The 21,259-nt window shown below is 51.4% G+C and carries 15 protein-coding genes; 12 read left to right on the top strand and 3 right to left on the bottom strand.

The window, feature by feature from the left end:
- Positions 1-108 precede the first annotated feature (108 nt).
- The 3 genes from KU855_RS06980 to KU855_RS06970 all read left to right on the top strand — a co-directional run bounded on the left by KU855_RS06980 (position 109) and on the right by KU855_RS06970 (position 8,394).
- Positions 109-2,643 carry a UvrD-helicase domain-containing protein gene (locus KU855_RS06980; RefSeq protein WP_218529585.1) on the top strand — a complete coding sequence of 845 codons (2,535 nt, stop codon included), beginning with the start codon at positions 109-111 and terminating at the stop codon, positions 2,641-2,643.
- Between the two features lie 427 nt (positions 2,644-3,070).
- Positions 3,071-7,585, top strand: a complete 4,515-nt coding sequence (locus tag KU855_RS06975) for an SslE/AcfD family lipoprotein zinc metalloprotease (protein ID WP_218529584.1) — start codon at positions 3,071-3,073, stop codon at positions 7,583-7,585.
- A gap of 176 nt (positions 7,586-7,761) precedes the next feature.
- Positions 7,762-8,394 carry a paraquat-inducible protein A gene (locus KU855_RS06970; RefSeq protein ID WP_218529583.1) on the top strand — a complete coding sequence of 211 codons (633 nt, stop codon included), beginning with the start codon at positions 7,762-7,764 and terminating at the stop codon, positions 8,392-8,394.
- Positions 8,395-8,448: 54 nt separating this feature from the next.
- Here the strand turns inward: KU855_RS06970 and yjjG are convergent, their stop codons facing one another.
- Positions 8,449-9,150 (bottom strand): pyrimidine 5'-nucleotidase, encoded by a 702-nt coding sequence (yjjG, locus tag KU855_RS06965; protein WP_218529582.1) that lies wholly within the window; start codon positions 9,148-9,150, stop codon positions 8,449-8,451.
- A gap of 373 nt (positions 9,151-9,523) precedes the next feature.
- Between yjjG and KU855_RS06960 the strand changes: the two genes are divergently transcribed.
- The 3 genes from KU855_RS06960 to KU855_RS06950 all read left to right on the top strand — a co-directional run bounded on the left by KU855_RS06960 (position 9,524) and on the right by KU855_RS06950 (position 11,746).
- Positions 9,524-9,961: an ATP-dependent zinc protease gene (locus KU855_RS06960; protein WP_218529581.1), complete on the top strand. Its 438-nt coding sequence runs from the start codon at positions 9,524-9,526 to the stop codon at positions 9,959-9,961.
- Positions 9,958-10,863 (top strand): 30S ribosomal protein S6--L-glutamate ligase, encoded by a 906-nt coding sequence (gene rimK / locus KU855_RS06955; protein WP_218529580.1) that lies wholly within the window; start codon positions 9,958-9,960, stop codon positions 10,861-10,863. The genes KU855_RS06960 and rimK overlap by 4 nt, the downstream gene beginning before the upstream one ends.
- A 223-nt stretch (positions 10,864-11,086) precedes the next feature.
- Positions 11,087-11,746: a sulfotransferase gene (locus KU855_RS06950; protein ID WP_218529579.1), complete on the top strand. Its 660-nt coding sequence runs from the start codon at positions 11,087-11,089 to the stop codon at positions 11,744-11,746.
- 45 nt (positions 11,747-11,791) lie between these two features.
- On the opposite strand, the gene KU855_RS06945 is transcribed toward KU855_RS06950, so the two are convergent.
- Complete coding sequence (locus tag KU855_RS06945; RefSeq protein ID WP_218529609.1) at positions 11,792-13,225, bottom strand: MFS transporter; 1,434 nt, start codon at positions 13,223-13,225, stop codon at positions 11,792-11,794.
- Between the two features lie 292 nt (positions 13,226-13,517).
- Between KU855_RS06945 and rbsD the strand changes: the two genes are divergently transcribed.
- From rbsD to KU855_RS06915, 6 genes are all read left to right on the top strand, one after another.
- Positions 13,518-13,937, top strand: a complete 420-nt coding sequence (gene rbsD / locus KU855_RS06940) for a D-ribose pyranase (RefSeq protein WP_218529578.1) — start codon at positions 13,518-13,520, stop codon at positions 13,935-13,937.
- A gap of 26 nt (positions 13,938-13,963) precedes the next feature.
- Positions 13,964-15,469, top strand: a complete 1,506-nt coding sequence (rbsA, locus tag KU855_RS06935; RefSeq protein WP_218529577.1) for a ribose ABC transporter ATP-binding protein RbsA — start codon at positions 13,964-13,966, stop codon at positions 15,467-15,469.
- Positions 15,466-16,449 carry a ribose ABC transporter permease gene (gene rbsC, locus KU855_RS06930; RefSeq protein ID WP_218529576.1) on the top strand — a complete coding sequence of 328 codons (984 nt, stop codon included), beginning with the start codon at positions 15,466-15,468 and terminating at the stop codon, positions 16,447-16,449. The genes rbsA and rbsC overlap by 4 nt, the downstream gene beginning before the upstream one ends.
- A gap of 9 nt (positions 16,450-16,458) precedes the next feature.
- Positions 16,459-17,343 carry a ribose ABC transporter substrate-binding protein RbsB gene (gene rbsB, locus KU855_RS06925; RefSeq protein ID WP_218529575.1) on the top strand — a complete coding sequence of 295 codons (885 nt, stop codon included), beginning with the start codon at positions 16,459-16,461 and terminating at the stop codon, positions 17,341-17,343.
- A 14-nt stretch (positions 17,344-17,357) separates the two neighbouring features.
- Positions 17,358-18,281, top strand: a complete 924-nt coding sequence (gene rbsK / locus KU855_RS06920) for a ribokinase (RefSeq protein WP_218529574.1) — start codon at positions 17,358-17,360, stop codon at positions 18,279-18,281.
- 120 nt (positions 18,282-18,401) lie between these two features.
- Complete coding sequence (locus KU855_RS06915) at positions 18,402-19,406, top strand: substrate-binding domain-containing protein (RefSeq protein ID WP_218529608.1); 1,005 nt, start codon at positions 18,402-18,404, stop codon at positions 19,404-19,406.
- Here KU855_RS06915 and KU855_RS06910 read toward each other — a convergent pair.
- Complete coding sequence (locus KU855_RS06910; RefSeq protein ID WP_256260909.1) at positions 19,403-21,256, bottom strand: DUF4105 domain-containing protein; 1,854 nt, start codon at positions 21,254-21,256, stop codon at positions 19,403-19,405. The genes KU855_RS06915 and KU855_RS06910 overlap by 4 nt on opposite strands.
- Positions 21,257-21,259: the final 3 nt, after the last annotated feature.

The raw sequence follows: 21,259 nt of genomic DNA, 5'->3' as shown, positions 1-21,259 counted from the left end.
TTGTGGGTGAAATTTATGCATTTGTGCGAAGCAGTCAACACTAATGATTGCGTTCACTGGCGCAACTCGACTAAGTTTGGCCATGCTCATTTTTCCATAAGGCTTGCAGTGCCCTCCAACACGATCCCAAGCAGCTTGATAGGCCGCATTTGTGGTGCCAAGGCAGCGGCCTTGCACTTCAGCACAGATAGCATCATGTTTCAGCAACTAGGTGAAAGCATCAGCTTGACTTGGCAAAGCTTAGTGGCTCCGCCGCGGTGGCATTTAAGTCTCTTTGGTTGGTTACTCCAGCTGCGCACCTCGACCAAAACATGGCAAATAGCCATGATTAATTATCCCGCCCGCCGCCACTATCAAGCTGACATGCTGCGTTATTGGATTGCTAAGCATCAGGCTTCATTGCTCGGGTTAGTCACGCGAATAGAGTGCGGGGTTAAGCAAGGGTATCCCAGAGCACGTCAGCTCGAGCGCATCCAGCAACGCGCCCTGCGCGAGCAACAAAAATGGCAATGGGCGCAAGCGGCTATCGCCTCCGCCAAACTGCCAATCAGTGCCGAATTATCCGAGGCGATCACCCAAGTCATCGCCATCGCCCACTGGCAAGACCAAGACAAACAGGCCATTCAGCACGCCTACGTCGATGACCAATTAGCGCAGCATCAAGCATTATTTGACCAACTAGAGAGCCAACCGCTGACCGCAAGCCAGCGACGGGCATGTGTGATTGATGAGCATAATAATCTGGTGCTGGCCGGCGCAGGCAGCGGAAAAACCAGTGTCATGGTCGGCCGCGCCGCCTATTTATTGGAGAGTGGCCAAGCCCAACCGGAGCAACTCTTGCTCTTGGCGTTTGGTCGCGATGCCGCCCAAGAGCTCGGCGAGCGCATCAGTAGCAAGCTGAGGCTAACATCGATAAAGGCCACTACCTTTCACAGCCTCGGCCAGCACATCATTACTCAAGTGGAAGGCGTTGCGCCGCAATTGTCGCCGTGGGAGCAAGATCCGCAAGCGCTGCAACGCTGGTTGCTGAGTCAACTCGAACAATTACAACAAAATCCAAGCTACCATCAGCAATTACAACACTATTTAGCACGCTGGCGCATCGTCGAAAAACACCCCCATGACTTTGCGTTAGCTCAGCAGCACCAAGCCTATTTAGCCGACCATCAGTTATGTAGCCTCAGTGGCGATCGCGTCTGCTGTTTTGGTGACTTGATCATCGCCAATTGGCTATTCAGTCGCGGCATTGCGTTCCAATACCGTCAAAGCACCTCAACACAAGGCGATACCAGTGGCGGCTTACTGGCGGACTTTTATTTACCGGCATTGGGGATCTGGCTCAATTATTTCAGTATTGATAGCTCATATCAGGGGCCCGCGTATTTGGCCACTACGGACTACCAAGCGCAAATTGATACCAAACTCGCTCACTATCAACGGCAGCAATCCCCGCATATCCACTTGTATTATCATCAACTGCAACAAGGCAAACTCACCCAATGCTTAAGCCGCGCCCTCGCTAAGCTTGGCATTGCACCGAGCGCTATTCCGGAGAAAAACTGGTTGAGTGCGCAGCCGACATTGGCGCAAAAATTACTGCCGGAGCTGACCGAGCAATTCGCCGCCCAAATTGGTCTATACAAGTTGCATCGACTGGAGGATCCCAAGGCGCGCGCCCATTGGTTACGCGCCCTTTCCCCGCAGAACCAAGCGGCCGCGCGGGCATCGTTGGTCTTGCTCGAACCCATAGTCACCCGTTATCAAGCCCAGCTTGAACAGACGCGGCAGATTGATTTTAACGACATGATTATTCGGGCCAGCCATTATGTCGACAGCGGCCAATTTGTTAGCGCCTGGCGCTGGATCATGGTAGATGAGTTTCAAGATATCTCACGGCCAAGAGCCAAGCTTATCAAAGCCCTACGCGACCAAGTCAACGGCGCCTCGCTTTGCTGTGTCGGCGATGATTGGCAAGCTATCTATCGTTTTAGCGGTGCCGATATCAGCTATACCCGCGATTTCAGCGATCATTTTGGCGATGCACATATCCATTGCCTCACCACCAGCTTTCGCTTTAATAACTCCATCGGCGAGCTAGCGAGTCAATTTGTCCAGCAAAACCCCCAACAACTCACCAAGCAGATAGCGTGCTTAACCCAAGTGACGCACAACGCCATCAGCATGATGTCGCGGCCTCAATTGGATAAACATAGCGACTCGCTCATTGCTGAACTGCTAGCAAGCATCGCTACATCAACCCAAAGCGTCGATGCCACGACCGTAAAGGCGGTGACTCGGGTATTAATCCTCGCGAGGTTTCGCCACCAATTACCTGCCACCGAACGCCTGCGGCAATGGCAACAACAGTGGCCCCACGTATCGCTGCATGCCATGACCATTCATGCCAGCAAAGGCATGGAAGCCGATATAGTCATTATCACTGGGTTAGTGTCGGGCCGATTTGGCCTCCCTGCTCGTCAGCCATTACCAGCTATGCTAGATGCGCTGCTGCCACCGGCGGAAGCCTACCCATTCGCCGAAGAGCGGCGTTTATTTTACGTTGCCCTCACCCGCGCCAAGCATCAGGTGTACTTGCTGAGTGATAGCCACAATCCCAGCGAATTTATCGCCGAGCTTGCCTAATCGACGGGCCAAATAACTCGCGGCGCGGCGATGGCACTATCGCCCCAGCCCTTGGCGCCGAGAAACCTTGCCAAGCCGTGACTGACCGCAGGCGGGGTGAGCACTTCTTACCCTAGTTGCGGCCACATGGCGCAGCGCCAGTCCCCTTAGCCAACACCTTGATGGTGGGCAGCGGTGGATAAAGCAGCAAGCAAACAGGTTGTGGCGATAAATAATGCAGAAACCAGTTTCTATTCAATAAGATAATTTTAATTTTAGTAGAATTTACTTAAAATAGACTCATACACTCAGGTCGACTCCAATCCCATCTCACCGTGTTTTTGTCACAGTGACACCTTCAGAGTAGAACCACCGTTTAGTAATTAATCCCCAGGTAGCCAAGCTGCTGACATGGGCTAACGACTCATTTTTTTGTGTTAGGACATTCATGAATAAACACCTTATTGTTTTGGCCTTTATCGCCACACTTAGCGGTTGCGGTGGTGGCAGCTCCTCTAACGATACCCCCACGCCGCCGGAACCCGAGATCCCAGAGCCTGAGATCCCAACGCAGCTCCATGCCAGTTTCTCCCTCGATGGTGACAGCACCTTTGGCGAGGGCGTTAAGTGTAATCAGCAAGATGCCTCAGCCTTTGAAATCACTGTCGGTGACTCTGTCAGCTGCCATTATCAAGACCAAGGTCAAGACGTTCTGCTGGCAAGTTTTAGCAATGTACAGGCCGATAAAGCGCGCACAGGCACTCGCACTGAGCGCAAGCAACTGTTGCTGGCAAGCAGTGATGAATTTAGTGAACAGCCCAATGCCACCCGCAATGCTCACACCTTAATCAGCACCATGGGCACCAGCCGAGGTCAGTTTATTGATTTACGCTTGAGTGCCCTGCAAGCGCTGCAATTTAGCAATTATTATCAGCATGATCTCCAGATGGACCATGATGCTTTTGCAGAGCTTATTAATCAAAAAGAAGCCAATGATAACCAAGTCGGTAAATTACCATCGACTCATGTGCCCGACAGTCAGCCGGCTGTCACCCCTGGGGCATCGAGCGATTTAGGCGCCTCGTTTGTGGCTGCCAATGCCGAAGCGAATTATCACTATCAGCCCAAAGATACCATTTTAAGCCGCGCCACCTTAACCGACGCAGACGACAAACCCGTGGCAGGAGTGGAATTCTTTAGTCGCGCGAGCCGTGGCATCACTAACGCCCAAGGTGTGTTTACTTTTGCTTGGGGCGATACCGTTGAATTTGGTATTGATACCTTGACCTTAGGCAGCACTCGCGGCAATCAGCAACAAGTTCGCTTGTCACAATTGGGCGAGGGAGACTTAGGCCAAAATATCCAAACTTTAGTGACGCGTTATAGCGAAGATAAGGGCGATCATTGGCTCATCCCGGCTTTGGTCGGTCAAACCTTTAGCCAATACCCTAACGTTATTAACGAAATCATTGCCTTAAGACTGAGCGCACACGATCAGTCATTGGATCTCGGCAACGGCCAAACCCAAGTCGTTGCGGGCGAGTTTTTAGCTCAATTTAACCAAGGCCAAGCCCAGCAAATCGATAGTATCTTATGCAAAAACGACTGCTTACGCAGCGATACGCCAAAGATCATCAGCGCAGCAGTCACTGCTAAAGATGACGCCGGCAAGATTTTAGCTGAGGTGCAAAAGCTTTGGGGTAGTACCAGCGCCATGCAGCAACAAGGCTGGAAGGCGGTGAACAAATTCCATGTGTTCCATGACAGCACTAACTTTTACGGCAGCACAGGTAATGCTCGCGGTCAAAGCACGGTTAATATTGCCAATTCTGCCTTCCCGATCTTAATGGCTCGCAACGATAATAACTATTGGTTGCCCTTTGGTAGCAAGCAAGCATGGGATCCACACAGCTTAGCCTATATTACCGAAGCGCCATCTCAGGTGATCGTTGATAAAGTCAGCGCCGAAACCGCCACCTTTAACCTCCCGTTCATTAGCTTAGGTGACGTTGGCCAAGGCAAAATGATGGTCATGGGCAATGCAAGATATAACTCTGTATTAGTGTGCCCTAATGGCTACAGTTGGGAAGGTGGCGTTGCCAACGGCCAATGCATGAAATCCAACGATAGCGATGATATGAAAGGCTTTTTCCTAAACGTCTTTAACTATCTGAGCGCAGGTCAAACCGGCGCTACGCTTGATCAACCACTCACTGTCGGCACCAATATTGCGACCGTTTACTTTAAGCGTCATGGGCAAGTGCCGGGCAATAGCGCCGACTTCATTATCCATCCAGATTTTGGTGTCACCACCGAGCAACTGACCAGCTTTGCAGGGCTCGATCCTGCTACCATGCCGCTACTGATCCTTAATGGATTTGAGTACGCCCTCGCCACCAATGGTAACCATTACCATCTGGTCATGAGCGCGGATGTCACTCAACCGAAGATCAACCAAGATGATGTCAGCGACTTAATTGACTATATGAGTCGTGGCGGCAGTATCTTGATCATGGAAACCTTGATATCTAACAACAAGGACACCGCCTATGCCCGTCTGCTAGACAGCGCCGGTATCGCCTTCGGTCAGGGCGGCTCAGTCGTGAGTAATGGCAATGGCCCCAATGGCGGTTATGCCGACAGACCGCGGAGCCAACACGAGCATGCCATATGGGTTATCGAGCGCTATAGCGCCGTCAAAAACGATCAAGACCAAACCGTGGCACCTTACACCATCAACAGCGATGGCAGCGTCACTTGGCTGTATCAACAAACCAATAAGCCCGACGATAAGCCCACTCTGGAAGTGGCTAAATGGAGTGAAACGAACGATAAAGGTGAGATCATTCAATTGCTCGCCTTTATTGATGAAGGCAATTCTACCGATCTGGCGGCCGATAAAGCACGTATTTTAGGGGCCTTTACCGCTGAGGATGGCACCCCGCTTTACCAAGAGTGTCAAGATCCAAGCTATCACTATGAGATCAATTGCCTCGAGTATCGTCCCGGCAATAACATCCCGCTCACCGGCGGGATGATGGTGCCCCGTTACACTGAACTGAGCTTGAGCGATCCCACGGCCAAGGCGATGATCAAAGCCGCCAACCTCGGCAGCAATATCGAACGCTTATATCAACACGAGTTATATTTCCGCAGCAAAGGGAAACAAGGCGAGCGCTTAAGCAGCGTGGATCTTAACCGCCTCTACCACAACATGACGGTCTGGCTGTGGAATAACTTAGATTATCGCTTTGAGGCAGGGCTGGATGATGAGCTTGGCTTTAAGCGGTTTACCGAGTTCCTCAACTGTTATAGCGCCAATCGCGCCGGCGGTGGCACCACTTGCCCTGCAGATGTGCATCAACAAATGCAGAGCACTGGCATGTTGCTGGGTGACACCGATGGCCGTTATGCCGGCTACATGAACCCCAGCTATCCACTCAATTACATGGAGAAGCCCGTCACCCGCTTAATGTTAGGCCGCTCGTTTTGGGATCTGGATATCAAAGTCGATATTCGCCAATACCCAGGTGAAGCCAATGGCACCACCAGCCAAGGCCGTAGCCAAGTCGAATTAGGCGGTCATACTGCGGCGTGGTTTGCCGGTCATCGCCAAGCCACAGGTCAGTGGGCCGTAGCGCAACAAGCCTTTAGCGTCAGTGTTGATAGCGATGAGCCTATTACCATTACCGTGGCCTTAAACGATGATTTAACCGGCCGCGAAAAACACGAGCTTGGCCTGATGCGTCCACCGCGGATCAGCCAAAGCTTTACCCTAAATAACGGCACCAATATTGGCGCTAGCTATGAGCTAACAGTCCCTTATGGTGGCTTAATTTATGCCCAAGGCCGCCACGCACAAACGGTCACCCTGACCTTCGCCGGCACGGTCGATGCGCCTTTGTATCGCTATGATGGCAACGCAGGCCAGTGGATTAACCCGCAGTCATCACCGGCACCCATCGGCGATGTGGTTAGCCAAAGCTTCATCTATACAGCCGCCAAGGCCAACCTGATTGCCGACAACTATCAGGGTGATCTCGGCCAGTTTAGCGTGGAACTGGATCAATTTAGCGCGGATTTGAATCGCTTTTATGGACGCGATGAAGACCTTGATGGCCAACATAACCGCCAAGCTACCGATCACAGTATTGGCAACCATAGACATCACTTTGTCAACGATGTCGCTATCAGCATCGGCGCCGCGCACTCAGGTTATCCGGTGATGAATAGTAGCTTCAACGCCAACAGTCGCAATCTGACGATTACGCCGCTCAATAATTGGTTGTTGTGGCATGAAGTCGGCCATAACGCCGCCGAAGCGCCGTTTACTGTCGAGGGCGCCACTGAGGTTGCCAACAACTTGCTCGGCTTGTATATGCAAGATAAGCACCTTGGCACTATGGAGCGTGTGGCTCAAGATATCCGGATCGCCCCTGATTACCTTGCCGCAGCCAACGGCCAAGCGTGGGCTGATGGTGGCGCCGGTGAGCGCTTAGTCATGTTTGCGCAACTCAAAGAGTGGGCCGAAACCGAGTTTGCCATTCAGGATTGGTATCAAGGCGCCGTGCCAGATTACTACAGTGATCGTCAAGGCATGCAAGGCTGGAACTTGTTTACCTTAATGCATCGCTTGACGCGTAATGCCGATGACGGCCAGTTTACCTTACCCGGTGACAACCTTTGCCAGCAGGCGGATAGCAGCTTAACTAAAGGCGATCGCTTGATGTTATGCGCCTCTTACGCCAGTCAAACTGACTTAAGTGAGTTTTTTAAGGCTTGGAATCCCGGCGCAACTGCCTATATGACGCCTGCAAGCACTAGCCCCAGTTATGAGGGCGGGATTAGCCGTAACGGCATTAACAAGGTCAACGCCCTTAGCTTGCCACAACCTCGCAAAGACCCGCTGACGATTGATAGCGTGAGCGAGGTGAACCGCCCAAGACAGCTCACTCGTCTCTAACATCCCCTCATCACAGCGCATCCAGCGGCCCCGCGCCGCTGGATGATGTCACGGCGTCGGCATTCATCCACACCTCTCGCCTAGGTCAGGGTTGCCCTGATAATGCAAATTCCACTCGAAATACGAGTCGGTTCTACAGTAGTATCCCATCTGGTATCCAACCATCAGGAGTCACCATGTCATCTAAACGCACCATGGCCCATTTGCTGCTGATCATTATCGCCCTCGCGCTGCTGATCCCAGGCGTCACTCAGCCGATGCTGAGCCTTAGCGCCAATGCCGACAAAGCGCAATTTGCGAAAACGACCATAGAATTAATGACAGCAGATCAAGATGTGCGCGGCATTCTTGGCTCGATTTCGGCATTGATGGGCTTAGATCAGTTGCAGGGGCAAGTCGAGATATTTCATAAGAGCCGCAGTATTTGGGGCACAGTAGAAGACTTGATGAGCAGTGGTAATGTCGTGGTTGGGCTATTAATTGCGCTGTTTTCGATCATAGTGCCCACCCTAAAACTGCTATCGCAAGCCGCCTTGCTCGTGATCAAGCAAGGAGAAATATCCACAGCGCTGTATGGCTTCATTGGTGCCATCAGCAAATGGAGCATGGTAGATGTGTTTGTGGTGGCGATTATTGTCAGCTACATGGCTGGCAATGCCTCGGGGCAAATGGGGGATCTTATCATCATGCATGCCGAGTTAGCCCTGGGCTTCTGGCTGTTTTGCGGCTACTGCTTGTTTGCCATTGTATCCAGCCACTTACTGAGCAGAGCCTCTGGCCAAGCTCGGCCATCAGCCCACAGTCAATAAACCCGACTTGGCCTGCCTATACGCCACGGGCAGGCCTTAAGATGAGCCACCGATTTAGCTCAGCAGCTGCCTTAATTGGTCATGATGACAAATCTCAATGGTTGGCAATACCGCAGGATCTCGCGGATGTCCCTGCGGATTATACCAGCAGGTCGCTAAACCCATGCGGTTGCCGCCAACGATATCAGTATGCAGATTATCACCGACCATCAGCACCTTATGGGGTGCTATTTGGCTGCGGGAGACATCACTCATTAACATTAGGCTATGCTCGAAAATCGCAGGAGCGGGTTTAGCCACTCTCACTTCTTCGGAAATCACCACCAGCGAGAAATACTCACTCAAGCCGGTTTTTTGTAAACGTACTTGCTGCAGCTGAGTAAAGCCGTTGGTAATGATCCCTAGCCGATAATGGCCACGGATCACTTCCAGCAACTCAGTCACCCCGGGCAAGGGCTGGCAAATGTCGGCCATGGCCGCTAAGAAGCCTTGATTAAGCTCGCTGGCACTGCAACCTAACCTCTTGGCCCAAGCGGCAAATCGGGTGAGCTGCAAATGTTGGGCATCAATGGTGCCCTCTTGATATTCAAGCCACAACGGCTTGTTAATCAATTGATATTCTTCGAAGTCCTGTTCACTAAAAGCCACTCCATGGCGACTGAACAACAGTTTTAAACCGGCAAACGCATCAAAATGAAACAAGGTTTCGTCGGCATCAAACAGAATCCAGTCGAACTGGTAAGCATCTAGATTCATGACCACACCCTCTACTTCTGTCAGTACTTAGTATGACGTCAATGCCACAGTTTGTCTTTATTTTGATAACCTAGGTTCTCATATAAATAATTTGATGCATGCCCAAATTTTGGCTACACAAATGCTGCTAAAATGTTAACATTAACCATGCTGGCAGCTAATGTTCACTCAAGCCACGTGCGAGTAACAAGCTTGAACATCAACACTACGCATTGTTTTTATATAAATATATCCGCTATTTTTTGCCGAATAGGCCGATAGATACGGCAGTGTATTTATGTAAACACTCCCCGGCATACGGCCTCGTTGTTGAAACACACGAGCCCATGCTAATCAACCGATGTAAATACACTAACGCTTCCAAGGACGAAACATGACAGCACAACCATTGCCATTGATTGGCTGGAGAGAATGGGGGTTGCTGCCAGATATTGTCACGACGCCGATCAAAATAAAAGTCGATACTGGTGCAAAAACTTCATGTTTACATGCATTTAAAATAAAGCCTTTTACAAGGAAGGGCCAAGCTTGGATTCGATTTTGGCTTCACCCTCAGCAAGACTCGACTGACGAGGTAATTTGCGAAAGCCCTGTATTTGATCGCCGCTATGTCACTGATTCTGGTGGTCATAAACAATTACGCTATGTCATCCAGTCGACCCTGATTTTAGGTCCACATCAATTCACCATTGAACTCACGCTTACCAATCGTGACAACATGAAATTTAGAATGCTACTTGGACGTCGCGCATTAGCCGGCCGATTTGTGGTCGACTCGCAAGCCTCCTTCTTAACCGGAGCCACACAATGAACATAGTGATAATGTCTCGCAACAGTAACTTATACTCGACTCGCCGCTTAAAAGAGGCCGCTGAAGAACGTGGCCACCAAGTGAGAATTGTCGATCCGCTCACCTGTTATATGAACATCAATATGACCTCACCCAGCATCCATGTGAAGGGGGTAGAATTACCTAAATTTGATGCCGTCATCCCAAGAATTGGTGCCTCCATTACCTTTTATGGCACGGCAGTATTACGCCAATTCGAAATGATGGGGGTCAAGCCGCTCAATGAATCCGTGGCCATTACCCGCTCACGGGACAAACTCCGTTCATTGCAGTTATTATCTAGAAAAAACATTGGCTTACCAATCACAGGTTTTGCCAATAAGCCCATGAACATTCCCGACCTTATCGACATGGTGGGCGGTGCGCCTTGCGTGATTAAATTGCTCGAAGGCACCCAAGGCATCGGCGTGGTCTTGGCCGAAACCCGCAAAGCGGCAGAAAGCGTGATTGAAGCCTTTATGGGACTTAAAGCCAACATCATGGTGCAGGAATATATTTCTGAAGCCGGCGGCGCCGACATCCGCTGCTTTGTGATTGGTGACAAAGTGATTGCCGCCATGAAACGTCAAGCACTCGCCGGTGAGTTTCGCTCTAACCTTCATCGTGGAGGTAGCGCCAGCATAGTCAAATTAACCCCAGAGGAACGATCAACCGCGGTTCGCGCCGCCAAAACCATGGGCTTAAATGTGGCTGGGGTCGATATTCTTCGCTCCATGCACGGCCCATTAGTCATGGAAGTTAACTCCTCACCCGGCCTCGAAGGTATAGAAACGGCCACCGGCATTAATGTGGCCGAAAAAATCATTACGTTTCTCGAGTCCGATAAAGCCAGCAAAAGCACTAAGACTAAAGGCACCGGCTAGTTGTTCGACGTCGATTAACTTAGCTCATCTGCGCCATGCCAGCGGCTAGGGGCATGGCGCATCAACCGTCATCACTGATATAAGGCTGAGATAGCATGCCTCAAGCCCCCCGCAGTAGGGTGCAGGAGGATGCATTGATAGGCTCAATATGTTATGTAATCATCAGCGGCGCTGCTGGCGCTTTCCTGTTTGAGACCTATGTCTGTGTGCTAATGCGGTGCCTATGCCATCAAATCAACCAAGCAAGATATTTATCATCGGCCTGCCACGCACGGGGACCACCAGTGTCAGTGTGGCCTTATTAGAGCACGGGCTTAATGTCGCCCATATGGCGTTCACTCAGCATTGCGTGCAGCAAGCGGATGCCCTATCCGATGTGCCTATTTTCAGTGATTATCGTCAACTCGACGTCTTGTTCGCTGGGGCTAAGTTTGTCTATCTCGAGCGGCCGCTCGGAGCATGGATCCCCTCCATGCAGATGCTACTGAAAAAAATGCTGCCACACCTCGACCCAATCCATGGCAAATTCCACCCGATAATGAAGCGCAGTTTTAATCAAACCTTCAAACTCGACCAAGTGGACACCCCCTTCGATGAGCAACATCTAGCCCACTGCTATCACAACCACCAACGACAAGTATTGCGCTATTTTGCCGGCCGCGATGATTTGTTAAGGCTCGATATCAGTGGTTCTGGCAGTCTGTCGCAGTTGCTGAGCTTTATTGGGCGAGCACCAACCGCTGGTGCCGAGTCACCGCTGGATTTCCCTCGGTTAAATCGCGGCACCGACGTCGCCGGTTGGGGCGAATATAAGCATCCCAATAAGATCAGCAGTCATGCCGCCGGCCCCTTACAGCGCAAGTATTTTGATTATCCGGTGTAATACGGCCGCGGGAGTGTTGGCAAGGCTGGCGAGCTTTATTCAGAGTTATTTTCGGTGGCGCCGCTTCACCACCGTCAGCCAATCTAGACTCATGCCCGAGATGGCATTAAAGCCGCGGATACGGAACACGATTTTACGCAGCTGTAATCTAGGCCGCACTTTCGGCTCGACCGAACGCGGTACAAACCATAGTACCACCAGCCCGCGCAGTAATCCCGACACTAAGAACACCACAAAAATCGGACTGGTTAACCAAGTGCCCCACCCGCTCCAAACTAAAAAATCCGCCGCATAGCTAGCGATAGTGCCACCGAACATGGCGCCAATAAAGACGAGGCCAGCACTCAGTGCCGCTTGCAGCGCAGCATACGTGGCAAAATCACTGCGAAAAGGACGAATATCATACAGGTAGTTGGCGGTACTTAAGGTAAAACCGCTCCACGCTAATCCTGAAAATGCCTGTACGGCCAAGATATAGCCATAGTTGTCGGAGAACAGCCACAGCAGCGGCAAACTGGGGATCATACAACTTGTGACTATCATGACTAAGCGATTGCCATAGTAATCACTAAAGCGCCCCCAAAAGTGTAAGGTGACAAACTGGGTGAGCACAGATGCCACGCTGGCCATCACGAATTCAAAGTAAGTAAACTGCAAATCTTCCAGCATATACACGGCAAAAAATGGCGCAGAAATGGCCACCATACACTGCATACCCGCGACAAATAAACTGTAGTGACGGAAGGTCTTGTCGCGCCATGCCCCCGCAAAATTGACCAAGGTTTGCCCAAACACACCTTTGACTTTTGGCAGGGTGGCGATGGGATCGTGCATTTGCCATAACAACCACGCCGACACGAGCCGCCCCATTGCGGCGATAGAAAATAACAAGCTAAACCCAAGCCAAGCCAGCTGATGGCTATCGGTTTGGTTCAAGATCAGCCCGCCAATCACAAATACACTGAGTGAGGCCATCATGGTTAACCGCGTTCGCGCAGCAAAAAATGCCCCGCGGCGGCGTGCCGGTACGACCGAGCCCATCCACGCCCGCCAATGGGGCTGGATAAGATTAATAAATACCTGATAAAACACGGCTAATCCAATAAATATCCACACGGCATTCAGAGGCTCAAATGCCGCCACCGCCGCCATAGCCACCACCACCAGCGCCTGCAGCGCCGCACAGGCCACAATAAAATGTTTACGACAAAAGTGACTGGCTAGCCACACGGACAGTAATTGCGTAATCGCCCCAAACAATTGAGGCAGGCCAGTGACCCAGCCCATTTGCGCCAAACTGGCGCCCAAAAAAATGGCGTAGGCATTAAAGAAGTTATCGCTAGTCGCCGTCATGGTTGATGAGGCCACGGCTTCTTGCTGCGAGCGGCGCAAGGTTAAGCGCAACCACAGTTTGCGCCAGCGGCGATGACAATTAATACCGTCTATCGGGGAGGTGAGTTGCGAAGCCCCAGATTCCATTTCTTTCCCTGTCACCGCTGAACCATTAATTTTGTGATTATTATCGGCCAATTATCATACAAAGCTCATTTTTCAGCCAGCCTTGTTTCGCGCTTGTTACGCCCATCAATTTAAGCGTGATAGCACTCACAATTTTAACCACTTGTAGCTGCATTAACGCCAATAACTGCCTAAAGTCCAGCCATCGAAACGATTGCGCAAACGGTTCGCCCGTGTTTTTCACGATGACGGCTTTCAGTCAGCATGATTAACCAGCCATGACCGCCCGTGCTGAATAAACATCGTGGTACCCATGAAAAAAACAACCCTACTTAACCCTGCGTTATCAGCCTTAGTCGCCCAATGCGGGCATTTTGATGAAATTACTGTGGGTGATGCTGGCCTGCCGATCCCAGCTCACGTTGAGCGCATTGACATGGCGCTATCACCCGGCGTCCCAAGCTTAGTGGCCTGTATTGATGCCCTCCTCACTGAACTACAAATTCAATCGGTGACGTTAGCCACTGAAATTATTGAAATTAACCCTCAAGTTCATCAGCAAATTCTGCAACGTATCGAGCAAGAGCAGCGCCATAGCGGGCGCCAGATTGAGGTGGTTTATATCAGCCATGATGCGTTTAAACAGCAAAGTCATCACAGTCGCGCCATCGTTCGCAGCGGCGAGTGTACCCCCTACGCCAATGTGATTTTTAGTTGTGGTGTGCCCTTTTAACTGACTGCCAATAAGGTCTGACAGACATGCAATCAGCCATCCTCAAATTATACAAGATAGTCAAAACCTTTCCCGGCGTTAAGGCGCTTGATGGTGCTAGCCTGCGGGTGTATCCAGGCAAAGTCATGGCGCTGATGGGCGAAAATGGTGCTGGCAAATCCACCTTAATGAAGGTGCTCACCGGTATTTACGATTGCGATAGCGGCAGCATCGAATACCAAGGCCAAGCCACGCGTTTTGGCGGGCCTCGCCAATCACAATTGGCTGGGATCAGCATTATTCATCAAGAACTTAATTTGATCCCTGAATTATCCATTGCCGAAAATATCTTCTTGGGCCGCGAGCCTTGTCATCGTTTTGGTGCCATCGATTGGCCAACCATGTATCAGCAAGCGGATCAATTATTGGCGCGCTTAGATGTGAAGCACAGCAGTCGCACCCCATTGGGGCAATTAAGCTTAGGCGAGCAGCAACTGGTCGAAATTGCCAAAGCGATTTCATTTGAGGCCAAAGTCATCATCATGGATGAACCCACCGACGCCCTCACTGACGTGGAAACCTTGAGTTTATTTAAGGTCATCAACGAGCTTAAAGCGCAAGGCTGCGGCATTGTTTATATCTCCCATCGTCTGAAAGAAATTTTTACCATTTGTGATGATGTCACCGTGTTGCGAGACGGTCAGTTCATTGCTGAACGTAGCATTGACGATTTGAACGAAGACACCATGATTGAGCTCATGGTCGGGCGTCAGCTCGATGAACAATACCCGTACCAAGATCATCGCCGCGCTGAAACCTGCTTAGAATTACAAGATTATTGCGCCCCCGAGACTCCCCCCGTGAGTTTTTCACTTAAACAAGGCGAGTTACTTGGGGTCGCCGGCTTAATGGGCGCGGGTCGCACCGAATTGATGAAGCTAATTTTTGGCGCCACGGCTCATCATTCGGGCACGCTCAAACTCCATGGCGAGGTGCTAACGATTAAGTCGAGCCAAGATGCCCTAGCGCAAGGGATTGCTTATATCTCAGAAGATAGAAAAGGCGATGGTTTGTTACTTGAGCTGTCGGTCAAAGAGAACATGTCGATATGCTGCCTTAAGGCCCTATCGCAGTTTGGTCAAATTCAGCATCAGCGCGAGCAACAACAAGTGGCTGAGTTTATTCTGGCCTTTAATATTAAAACCCCAAGCCAAGAGCAAGCCATTGGTCTGCTTTCGGGCGGAAACCAGCAAAAAGTGGCGATAGCAAAAGGCTTAATGACCCGCCCGAAAGTACTGATCTTAGATGAGCCGACCCGCGGCGTGGATGTGGGCGCTCGTAAAGAAATTTACCAACTCATCAATCAATGTAAGGCCCAGGGACTCGCGGTGATCATGGTGTCATCGGACATGCCGGAATTGCTGGGGCTTAGCGATCGCATTGTCGTCATGCACCAAGGGCAGATCAGCGCCGAATTTGAGCGTCATCAAGCCAATCAAGAACACATTCTTGCCGCTGCCATCGGCAAATACCATGTAGAGGGAACGCTATGAAGTCTGTCAGCACTCAGCCTGCGGCCGCGCCGTCACTGCCAAGCGCACGGATTAAAACTTGGATGATCGAACAAAAATCGCTACTGGCGCTGATATTGTTGATTGCGTTGGTATCCTTGCTCAATCCGCATTTTTTCAGTGTGGATAATCTGCTTAATATTCTGCGCCAAACCTCAGTCAATGCCATTATTGCGGTTGGCATGACCTTGGTTATTTTAACCGCGGGCATCGATTTAAGTGTGGGCTCAGTCCTAGCATTGTGCGGCGCGTTCGCGGCCAGCTTGATTGGTATGGAAGTCCCCGTACTCGTGGCCGTGCCTACCGCATTAGTTGCAGGTGCCACACTTGGTGCAATCAGCGGCATTATTATTGCCAAAGGGAAAGTCCAAGCGTTTATTGCAACCTTAGTGACCATGACACTGCTGCGCGGCGTCACTATGGTGTATACCGACGGCCGCCCAGTCTCTACCGGCTTTACCGATGTGGCCGATCAGTTTGCCTGGTTTGGAACGGGCTCAGCCCTTGGCATTCCAGTGCCAGTCTGGCTGATGGTGATGGTGTTCGCCTCGATTTGGTATCTGTTAAATCACACCCGTTATGGCCGATATATTTATGCCGTCGGTGGCAATGAAGCCGCCGCCAAACTGTCGGGTATTAATGTGGATCGGGTTAAAATTGGCGTCTACGCCCTGTGTGGCACCTTAGCCGCGCTAGCGGCCATTATCGTGACATCACGCCTGTCATCAGCGCAACCTACCGCGGGCATGGGTTATGAACTCGATGCGATTGCGGCCGTGGTTTTAGGCGGCACCAGCCTGGCCGGCGGCAAAGGTCGCATTATGGGGACCTTAATTGGGGCTTTAATTATCGGCTTTTTAAACAATGCGCTAAACCTACTTGATGTTTCCTCTTACTTCCAAATGATTGTCAAAGCTAGCGTGATCTTGCTGGCGGTGATGGTCGATAATAAACATAAATAAGGGTACCCAATGAAGTCATTACAACGTGCCATTCACGCTAGCGTCCTCGGTCTGTCGTTAACCTTGGCCAATCACGCCGTTGCCCAAGAAACCTTAGCCATGGTGGTATCGACCCTCAATAACCCGTTCTTTGTCACCATGAAGCAAGGAGCGGAAGCCAAAGCTCAAGAGCTCGGATATCAATTAATCGTGCTCGATTCACAAAATGATCCCAGCAAAGAATTGGCCAACGTAGAAGACTTGACCATCCGTGGCGTCAAAGCCATCTTGATCAACCCGACCGATTCAGATGCAGCCACCAACGCCATCCGCCTCGCCAATCACAACAACATCCCAGTGCTGACCTTGGATAGAGGCGCCAATCGTGGCATTGTCGCCAGTCACATAGCTTCAGATAATGTTGCCGGCGGTCAGTTGGCAGCGCAATTTATTGCCGACAAGTTAGGCAGCGATGCTAAAGTCATTCAACTCGAAGGTATTGCGGGTACCTCGGCAGCGCGCGAGCGTGGCCAAGGCTTTAGCGACGGCGCCGGTGCACAAAATCTGACGGTACTGGCCAGCCAACCTGCCGATTTTGACCGCGCGAAAGGCATGAATGTGTTAGAAAACTTACTAATTGCCAATCCCACTGCCAATGCCGTCTTTGCCCAAAATGACGAAATGGCATTAGGTGCAGTGCGCGCGGCACAAGCTGCTGGTAAATCATTATTAATCGTCGGTTTTGATGGCACAGATGAAGGCATTGCCGTCGTCAAACGCCAGCGTTTAGCCGCCACTATTGCCCAGCAGCCAGAACTCATTGGTGCCTTAGGTGTGGCCTCGGCGCACCAATTATTACAAGGCCAAGCCCTTGAGGCGTTCATTCCTGTGCCATTAAAAGTTATCAGTCAATAATATTGGAGAGCACTATGAGTAAGCTCGTTGTCTTAGGGAGTGTAAACGCTGACCATGTGGTGCAAGTACCGAGTTTCCCGCGCCCTGGTGAAACCTTAACGGCCAGTGGTTATCAAGTGATTGCAGGCGGTAAAGGGGCTAATCAAGCCGTGGCTGCGGCCCGCTTGGGCGCCGATATCGCCTTTATTGCGTGCGTCGGTGATGATGACTTCGGTGCACGTATGCTGACTGAATATCAAGCCTTAGGCATGGAAGTGTCAGGCCTTATGACTGCGGAGCAGATGACCACTGGGGTCGCCATGATCCAAGTGGCCGATAATGGTGAGAACAGCATTTGTATCGCCCCCGGGGCCAATGCCGCGTTAACTCCGGCGCGATTAGCGCCGCATCTGGGCTTAATTGCGGCTGCCGACACCTTATTAATGCAGTTAGAAACCCCACTTGATACTATCTATGCCGCGGCCACGACCGCGAAAGACGCTGGCACCTTAGTGGTTCTCAACCCCGCGCCCGCGATGGCATTGAGTGATGAATTATTAGCAAAAGTTGATATCATCACCCCCAACGAAACCGAAGCCGAGTTCCTGACTGGCATTAAGGTCGATACCCTGGAGCACGCGGCGCAGGCTGCCACTGAGTTGCATGCCAAAGGGATCGCCACCGTCATGATTACCTTAGGTAGCCAAGGCGTGTATTTAAGTGAGCGCGGTCAGGGTCAGCACATTGCCGGCTTTAGCGTCGCGGTAAAAGACACCACCGCGGCGGGAGACACTTTTAATGCGGCCATGCTCACCGGGTTACAGCAAGGCATGAATTTGCCTGATGCCATCGTGTTGGCTCATGGAGCGGCAGCCCTTAGTGTGAGCCGCTTTGGCGCGCAAACCTCAATCCCGATGCGCAGCGAAGTGGATGAGTTCTTAGCGACCCATCGCCGTTAATTTTACTTTTATAGGAGCGCATTTAAGTTAAAAAGCTCTGCTTTCTTGCTTGAGTTAAGCTTAAATGCGCTGCAATTGCCGCTTGCGGCCAGCCGATTTTTAGGACAGTTAAGCACGCCCATGGCCACCATTAAAGACATCGCTAAGCACGCGCAAGTATCGACCTCGACCGTCAGTCACGTGCTCAATAACACTCGCTTTGTTAGCGATGGAGTAAAGCAGCGAGTATTGGCCGCGGTCAACGAGCTTAACTATGCCCCCTCAGCGCTAGCGCGCAGTTTAAAGACCAAGCACACCCGCACCTTTGGTATGCTGGTGACTACCTCGACCAATCCATTTTTTGCCGAAGTGGTAAAAGGCGTGGAATCCCATTGCTATCAGCATGGTTACAGCCTAATGCTGTGCAATACCGAAGGCGATGCCGAGCGGATCCGCTTTCACCTATCGACCTTGCTGCAAAAGCAAGTGGACGGCCTGCTATTGATGTGCAGCGAAGCCGAAGCCCAAGCGTTTTCGCAACTGAGTAACCAACCGAACTTACCGACGGTGGTGATGGATTGGGGGCCAACGGATTTTCAGTGCGATAAGATCCAAGACAATTCCCGTCAAGGCGGGTATTTAGCCACCCGTTACTTGATTGACCAAGGCCATCAACACATAGGGTGTGTCACCGGGCCACTCGATAAGTTACCGGCTCAGCAGCGCTTAGCCGGCTTTATGGATGCCATGAACGAGGCCAAGCTGCCTCTGCGGCCAGAATGGCAAGTTAGTGGTAATTTTGAATGTGATGGTGGCGCGCTAGCCTTTGCCGATTTAGTCAAAGCCCCAAGCTTACCGACGGCGATGTTTGTCGGGAATGACATGATGGCCATGGGCTTTATTCACGCCGCCTTTAATGCAGGCGTTGCGATCCCAGAGCAGTTATCTGTGATTGGTTATGATGACATTGAACTGGCGCGCTACTTAACCCCAGCGCTCACCACCATTCACCAACCCAAACAACAACTCGGCCACACCGCGGTTGACGTCTTACTGGCGCGCCTCGACAACCCCGGCAGCAGCCAAACCATCCAACTCGAGCCCAGTTTAGTGGTCAGGGATTCGGTGAAACGCGTTACCGCCTAATAATACCAGAGCAAATTCAGCTTGGCGTAGGCTTGGCTGTCTTGCCATTGTTGATAGCCCACCTCAGTGCGCAATGCCCATTGCTGACCGCCGGCAAGGGGGAGTAAATTAAGTTGCCACTTAAGGCTGACCGCCGAGCGCGCCTCAATGGCTTTATCGCTCTGCCACAGGTATTGCGCCGAGAGCCACCATTTGTCGAGATTGCTCTGCTCCAACACGAGTCCCGCTTCGGCGCCGAGCCCGACACTGAGCGCACTGGCCAATACTGGCGCGGCATTAAGCTCACCACTGGCCAAAAGGTAACTATGCACCCCGCGAGGATCGCCAAATGCCTTCCCCACCCCACCCTGAACAAAATAGCGATTCTGGCGGCCATCATTGAGAGTTTGCCTATCGGAACCCAAACGTAAATTCCATGCCCATGAATCAAATAAAATATTGGAGGGCGCCAGCGACATGGCATCGAGTAAATAGAGGCGATTGAGCCGTAACTGGGCATCGTCATCGAGCGCCAGCTCAAGATCTAAAAAGCTAATTTGCGCGCCGGGTACAAATCCCAGAGGGTTGTCGAGCAGATCATGATACGCGCCGCGCCATTGCCAAGTCAGCGCCTGCGTCTCACCTTCGCGACTCACCCCAACGCCGGTTCGCATTGATGCATGCCCCTCAATCGGTGAGCCATCGGGCACCGGCACCTCAGTAAACGGGGACGGAGCATTGACACGGCTGCGTTGATGCAATAATGCCGACAGCTTAGGCGCGGTAGTGGCGCGTTCGAGGCCATCATGATAAAAACGAAAATTGAGCATCTCATAGGCCATTTCTAATAATTTGGCCTGTTGCTCAGCAGGTAAGTTCCCCCCCTCTACATCCAGTTCATCGCGACTAATCGCCAAGGCTTGCTCGACATCACTTGCGCTCATCTGACTGGCATAATGATTAAGGCGGGTACCAAAAGCTGGCCGATACTGAGGCGCTTGCAGCAAGCCGGCTTCGGCCAAAATATTGACCGTATCAGCAGGAATAGCGTGCAGCGGGAATGCTTGGGTAAATTGCCACTCGTCTCTGGCTAATTGCAGAATGGACAATAACTGATACGAGCAATTTTCATCGAGAAAATAATACTCAAACGAGGCATCTTGCAGCTCCCACAAGTGCATCAAGATAAAGTGCACTTCGGCCTCACTGAGGTTGAGTCGATACTCCCAAATATCCCGCGACTCGTAGTCGTTATATTCGCGCACCTTGCGGTAATAAGGCATTAACGAAAACGCCGCCGGATAATCACCCACCAAGCCTCGGTAAGCATAAAGCATGGCGTTATCGGCTTCATTAGCATTGGCGGCAAAGTTAATTGCAAACGCCACCAGCTCGCGATGCCGGGTCTGATCTTTGGCATCGACCCGCAATAAGGTATGCCCAAACATCGACGAGGGGTTATTCATAAAGGCGGTGGGAAACACTAAGGTCATCGCCGCAGGATCAATAATGGCCAACCATTGATCGCGCTCGGGGCAAGCGGGCGTCTGCCAGTGGGCGTACCCTTGAGTTTGTAACCATTGAAACCGCGCTGGATATAAGCAGGTTAAGCTAAAATCACCACTGTGTTGTTCGCGACTCAATGCCGCTACCGTCGCAGCCAGTTCGGCCTTAGGATCACGCTTGCCGTTGGCGGCCAAGAAGAATCGACCGTGATCGATTTGGCTCTGCCATCCCTCCCCTTGCTTAAGGTAGTGACCAAGCTTGAGCCAAGTGGGTGCCACAGCTAAGGTGCTCAAGTCCTCACTGGCATAACTTGAGGCACAGGCCAGCAGGAGTGCACTCAGGGTGTAAATGGCTGATCGCAACAAGAT

The organism is Shewanella sp. NIFS-20-20 (assembly GCF_019209865.1).
Lineage (GTDB): Bacteria > Pseudomonadota > Gammaproteobacteria > Enterobacterales > Shewanellaceae > Shewanella.
Note: the sequence above shows the minus strand (reverse complement) of the source record. Positions and strands in the feature narration are given on the sequence as shown.

Coding starts and splice junctions, on each gene's coding strand:
- KU855_RS06945 (WP_218529609.1), bottom strand. CDS start 13,225: ATGGAATCTGGGGCTTCGCAACTCACCTCCCCGATAGACGGTATTAAT.
- rbsK (WP_218529574.1), top strand. CDS start 17,358: ATGAGTAAGCTCGTTGTCTTAGGGAGTGTAAACGCTGACCATGTGGTG.
- rimK (WP_218529580.1), top strand. CDS start 9,958: ATGAACATAGTGATAATGTCTCGCAACAGTAACTTATACTCGACTCGC.
- yjjG (WP_218529582.1), bottom strand. CDS start 9,150: ATGAATCTAGATGCTTACCAGTTCGACTGGATTCTGTTTGATGCCGAC.
- KU855_RS06970 (WP_218529583.1), top strand. CDS start 7,762: ATGTCATCTAAACGCACCATGGCCCATTTGCTGCTGATCATTATCGCC.
- KU855_RS06960 (WP_218529581.1), top strand. CDS start 9,524: ATGACAGCACAACCATTGCCATTGATTGGCTGGAGAGAATGGGGGTTG.
- rbsA (WP_218529577.1), top strand. CDS start 13,964: ATGCAATCAGCCATCCTCAAATTATACAAGATAGTCAAAACCTTTCCC.
- rbsB (WP_218529575.1), top strand. CDS start 16,459: ATGAAGTCATTACAACGTGCCATTCACGCTAGCGTCCTCGGTCTGTCG.
- KU855_RS06975 (WP_218529584.1), top strand. CDS start 3,071: ATGAATAAACACCTTATTGTTTTGGCCTTTATCGCCACACTTAGCGGT.
- KU855_RS06950 (WP_218529579.1), top strand. CDS start 11,087: ATGCCATCAAATCAACCAAGCAAGATATTTATCATCGGCCTGCCACGC.
- rbsD (WP_218529578.1), top strand. CDS start 13,518: ATGAAAAAAACAACCCTACTTAACCCTGCGTTATCAGCCTTAGTCGCC.
- KU855_RS06915 (WP_218529608.1), top strand. CDS start 18,402: ATGGCCACCATTAAAGACATCGCTAAGCACGCGCAAGTATCGACCTCG.
- rbsC (WP_218529576.1), top strand. CDS start 15,466: ATGAAGTCTGTCAGCACTCAGCCTGCGGCCGCGCCGTCACTGCCAAGC.